Source organism: bacterium (genome assembly GCA_027622355.1).
Taxonomy (GTDB): Bacteria; UBA8248; UBA8248; order UBA8248; family UBA8248; genus JAQBZT01.
Window position 1 is genome coordinate 1 of the sequence record JAQBZT010000244.1, and the last position, 4,474, is coordinate 4,474.

Here is a 4,474-nt window from a genome sequence, read left to right on the forward strand (position 1 = left end):
ATTTTCTCGCCGAGCGCGAGGGCGATGATGGCGCCCGCGAAGAAGGCGCCGACGATCCCCGCCCCCCAGAGGAGGAGCCAGAGGACCCACCCCATAAACTCGCCGCTCAGGAGTTTTCCCCCCGGAACCCCGGCTGCACCCATGTTCTCCCCTCCCCTGTTTCACTTCGACGACTTCACTTCGATGACTTCACTTCGACTTCGACGCGCTGGACGGCGTTGTTGATCATCCCCTCGACGTTCCACTCGGGATCGAGCGGCTGCATCTCCCCGGTCTCATCCGTGGCGCGGCAGATCAGGGTGTGGCGGCCAGGGGCGGCGTTCCACTTGAAGAACCAGGGGGCCCAGGCGTGCGGGGAGCGGGCCGCGCCGAGCCCGGCGGCCTGCCAGCTCGCGCCGCCGTCGGTGCTGACCTCGACGCGGATGATGCGCGCCCGACCGGACCAGGCTTTTCCCTCGATGTGGACCTCGCCCGCATCGCAGATGCGCCCGCCCGCGCTCATGTAGACGGGGATGCCGGGCGGGGCCATGAGGGCGCGGGGCTTCATGAGGGTGATGCGCGCGCCGGGGGCGTCTGCGCTCTTGGAGGCGACGTAGGCGACATCCATCTGGTAGCCGTGGAAGGGCTCGCCGATGGCCTCGATGCGGCCGAGCCACTTGACGTTGGCCATGCCGTACCAGCCGGGAACCACGAGGCGGAGCGGAGCGCCGTGGGCCGCGGGGAGGGGCTGCCCGTTCATCTCCCAGGCGAGGAGGGAGGCCTCTCCCATGGCCTCTTTCACCGGGAGGCTCCGCTGGTAGAACTGCCGCTCGCCGCCCTGGACGCCCTCATCGAGGCCGGTGAAGAGGATCTCGGGGGCCCCGGCCTTGACGCCTGCAGCCTCCAGCACCGCGCGAAGGCGCACACCCCGCCATTCGGCGCAGCCGACCCCGCCGTGGAACCAGGGCTGGGAGAGGCGGCGCGGCGCCATGTGCGCCCTTCCGTTTCCGGCGCACTCGAAGACGGCGGCGTAGGCCGCGGCGGGCATCCCGCGGAGGGCATCGAGCGACAAGGAGAGCGGCTTTTCGACGAGACCGCCGACCTCGAGCCGCCAGGCGGCCGGATCGGGCTGGGGGACGTCGTAGTGGTGGAGGACGTAGTGCATCCCGGCGGGGGTGATGGGCTTTTCCAGCGCTTCGAGGGGCAGCGCGCTGTTGCGCGAGGCGGAGAAGACCTCCTCGCGGTAGAAGCGGTCGTCCTCTGCGTGCAGGCGCCCGTCCCCCACGGTGGGCAGGCTTCGCTTTTCTCTTCCGGACATATTTTCTCCCGAAACCATGTTTTGAAACCATGCTCCCGAAACCATGAATTTTGGCTACTTTACCAGAAAGCGGGCGGGCGGGCCGATGAAGGAGGACACCATCCAACCCCCGAGAACGAGAACCGCGCGCCCGATCAGGAGCATCCGGGCCTTGCCGCTCATCCCAGGGGTTTTACCTGCAGCGTGAGGACGGTCTCGACGGGTGCGTCCGAGGTGAGGTCGGGCACGTTGATGGCGGCGCGGGCGTGGCGGCCACGCTCCTCGCCGAGCACCTCGACGAGCAGGTCCGAAGCGCCGTTCACCACCCAGGGGGCCTTCGTGAAGCCGGGGGCGCCGTTCACATAGCCGATGAGGCGCACGGCGCGCACGATGCGGTCCAGATCGCCGAGGACCGCCTTCGCCATCGCCAGATGGTTGAGGGTGCACAGGCGGGCCGACGCGTAGCCCTCCTCGACGGTGAGCGCGGCGCCGAGCTTTCCCTTGTGGACGAGCTTGTCCCCGATCTTGCCGATCGTCCCCGAGAGGAAGAGCACCTCGCCCACCACGACGCCGGGGATGTAGTTCGCCACCGCCACGGGCACGGGCGGAAGCTCGAGGCCCAGCTCCTTCAGGCGCGCTTCGATGTCCATGGCTGTACTCCGAAACCAAAGAAAGAAAGAGGCTTCGCGTTTTTTACTCGTGCAGGAGGCTACTCGTACAGGAGGCAGCTCACGAAATGACCGGGCTTCACCTCGCGCAGCTCGGGCTCCACGGTGCGGCACTGGTCCATCACCTTGGTGCACCGCGGGTTGAAAGAGCATCCCTCGGGAAGCCGGTGCAGGCTCGGCACCATGCCGGGGATTTCCTCGAGCCGACCCTTGCGCCCCTTCTCATCGTGCCGGGTCCGAAGCTTCGGGATCGAGTTGAGCAGCCCGACCGTATAGGGATGAAGCGGATTCCCGAACAACTCCTCGGCCGATGCCTCCTCGACCACCTTGCCGGCGTACATGACGACGATCCGGTGGCAGGATTCGGCCACCAGGCCGAGGTCGTGGGTGATCAGGATGATGGCGGTGCCGAGATCCTCCTTGAGCTTCCCCATCAGTTCCATGATCTGCGCCTGAATCGTCACGTCGAGGGCCGTCGTCGGCTCATCGGCGATCAGAATCTGGGGATTGCACGAGAGCGCCATGGCGATCATGGCCCGCTGGCGCATGCCGCCCGAGAGCTGGTGGGGATACTCCCTCACCCGCTGGCGCGGAAGGGGGATGCCCACCAGGTCGAGCATCTCGGCCGCCTTGTCCATCGCCGCCTGCTTCCGGAGGCCCTGATGCAGCATGACCGCCTCGGCAATCTGGTAGCCGATGGTGAAGACCGGATTCAGGCTGGTCATCGGCTCCTGGAAGATCATCGAGATTTTGTTTCCGCGGATTTTGGAAAGCTTCGAAACGGGGAGTTTCGTCAGGTCGCGGCCCTCGAACCAGATGCCTCCGCCCGTGATGCGCCCCGGCGGCTGCGGGATGAGGGCGAGGATGGAAAGGGCGGAAACCGTCTTTCCGCAGCCGGATTCTCCGACAATGCCGATGGTTTCGCCCTCGCGCAGGGAGTAGCTCATCCCGTCCACTGCCCGGACCACACCTTCGGGGGTGTGAAAATGCGTCCGCAGATCCCGCACCTCAAGAATCGTTTTCGTGCCAACTTCCAGAGCCGGGGGCATATCGCCAGTCTCCATGTCGAAAGGGCGTATCCGTTTTTCGGTGAACGGCACCCATTATAGAAAGGGAGGGAAAGCCGTGTCCACTGCCCCGGCGCGGTCATTTTGGGCCCGGTTGTCCTCTTCGGCTCCCGGTGTCATATTCCAATAGGGACCTTGTCGTTTATCGTATCCCTTTTTCTGAGGATATCCGATGCGGAAAAAGCATTCCGCCTTTTTTCTGCTGCTCGCCTTTGCCGCGGCCACAGGGTGCGGCACGCGCCCGGGCCAGGGCCCGGAGGCCATTTTGCGGAGCTTCGCCCCCCCAAGCGGAGTGCAAGCGGAGGCATCGCCCGCCCTGACGAGCCGCACCATCCGGCGAATCGCCATCCTGCCCTTCCGCAACGAATCGGGCGTCGAGGGGGCGGGTCAGACGGTCGCCACCATCTTCTACGAGGGAATCTCCGCCTCGCCGCGCTATGAGGTCGAGCCCCCGCCGCGCCTTGATCGCCAGGACGGATTCAACTTCGAATTCCGCCTCCGGGGGGGAAGAGAGGCGGACGTGCGCAACGAGGAGGCCGACGCCGAGTGGCTCTCGAATACGGTGAACCACTTCGTCTCGCGGATCGAGCCCTATCTCACCAACCTCCAGCCCGTTTACCCAGGGGAGTATATCGAGGGAAAGATTGGGCCAAAGAAAAAACTTCAGGGTACGGTCGCCCGCTCCTCGGATCAGCCCGACACCGAGCGCGCGCTCGATGCGGTCATCACCGGCGTCGTCACCCGCTTCCGCAACCGATCGGGCAACGCCCTCTTCGCGAACGACGAAAAGGGTGCCCACGTCACCTACTCGGTTTATCTGGTGGACGCCCGGGACGGGAAAGTCCTCTGGAAGGCTTCCTTCAACGAGAAGCAGATATTCCTCCTGGACAATCTTCTTCTCCTTCCCCGCTACGCCCAGCAGGGCTTCATCTGGCAGACGAACACGCGCCTGGCGCGCACGGGGCTCCAGCGCTTGCTGGCGACTTTCCCGGGGTGGAACCCGAACCTCGTCATCCCCGGGACACAGGGCGAGGCGCCCTCCGCCCCCACGCCCTGATCCGTTTCCTCCCCCAAGCTCCGAGGCCGACCCCATGGGCCCACCCATCCGCACGCTGATACTGGGAGCGGCCGGCCGGGACTTCCAGAACTTCAACGTTTGCTACCGCGATGACGCCCCTTCCTCCATTTTCGATTGCAGAAGCACCGCGCCGAAGGTACGATAGCGAATGGAACGAGAGTCTCCGCCGGGAAAACAAGGCCTCATGGAGCAATTCTTCAGCCCTCGCCTCTTGCATCCGCTCAGGAACCGTTGTTGGAGCGGCCCCCTGCTCCTCGCGCCGCTACTGCTGTGCCTGGCCCGTCCCGCAGATGCAGGGCCCGCCGCACCGCCCGCACAAAAGCCGGCGGCTCCGAAGCAAAGCGAGACACCCAAAGCGCCGCCTCCGCCGCCCTCGCTTCGCCCG

The 4,474-nt window shown here is 65.7% G+C and carries 5 protein-coding genes; 2 read left to right on the plus strand and 3 right to left on the minus strand.

The annotated features are described in order from the left end of the window. Positions 1 to 175 precede the first annotated feature (175 nt). From O2807_12460 to O2807_12470, 3 genes are all read right to left on the minus strand, one after another. On the minus strand, positions 176 to 1,297 hold the full coding sequence (locus O2807_12460) for a sulfite oxidase (GenBank protein MDA1001312.1): 1,122 nt from the start codon (positions 1,295 to 1,297) through the stop codon (positions 176 to 178). Between the two features lie 158 nt (positions 1,298 to 1,455). Continuing rightward, on the minus strand, positions 1,456 to 1,926 hold the full coding sequence (locus O2807_12465) for a RidA family protein (protein MDA1001313.1): 471 nt from the start codon (positions 1,924 to 1,926) through the stop codon (positions 1,456 to 1,458). Positions 1,927 to 1,985: 59 nt separating this feature from the next. Next, entirely contained in the window at positions 1,986 to 2,993 is a 1,008-nt protein-coding gene (locus O2807_12470) for an ABC transporter ATP-binding protein (GenBank protein ID MDA1001314.1), read from the minus strand. A gap of 190 nt (positions 2,994 to 3,183) precedes the next feature. On the opposite strand from O2807_12470, the gene O2807_12475 reads away from it, so the two are divergent. Next, complete coding sequence (locus O2807_12475; protein ID MDA1001315.1) at positions 3,184 to 4,068, plus strand: hypothetical protein; 885 nt, start codon at positions 3,184 to 3,186, stop codon at positions 4,066 to 4,068. A gap of 34 nt (positions 4,069 to 4,102) precedes the next feature. After that, positions 4,103 to 4,234: a hypothetical protein gene (locus tag O2807_12480; GenBank protein MDA1001316.1), complete on the plus strand. Its 132-nt coding sequence runs from the start codon at positions 4,103 to 4,105 to the stop codon at positions 4,232 to 4,234. Positions 4,235 to 4,474: the final 240 nt, after the last annotated feature.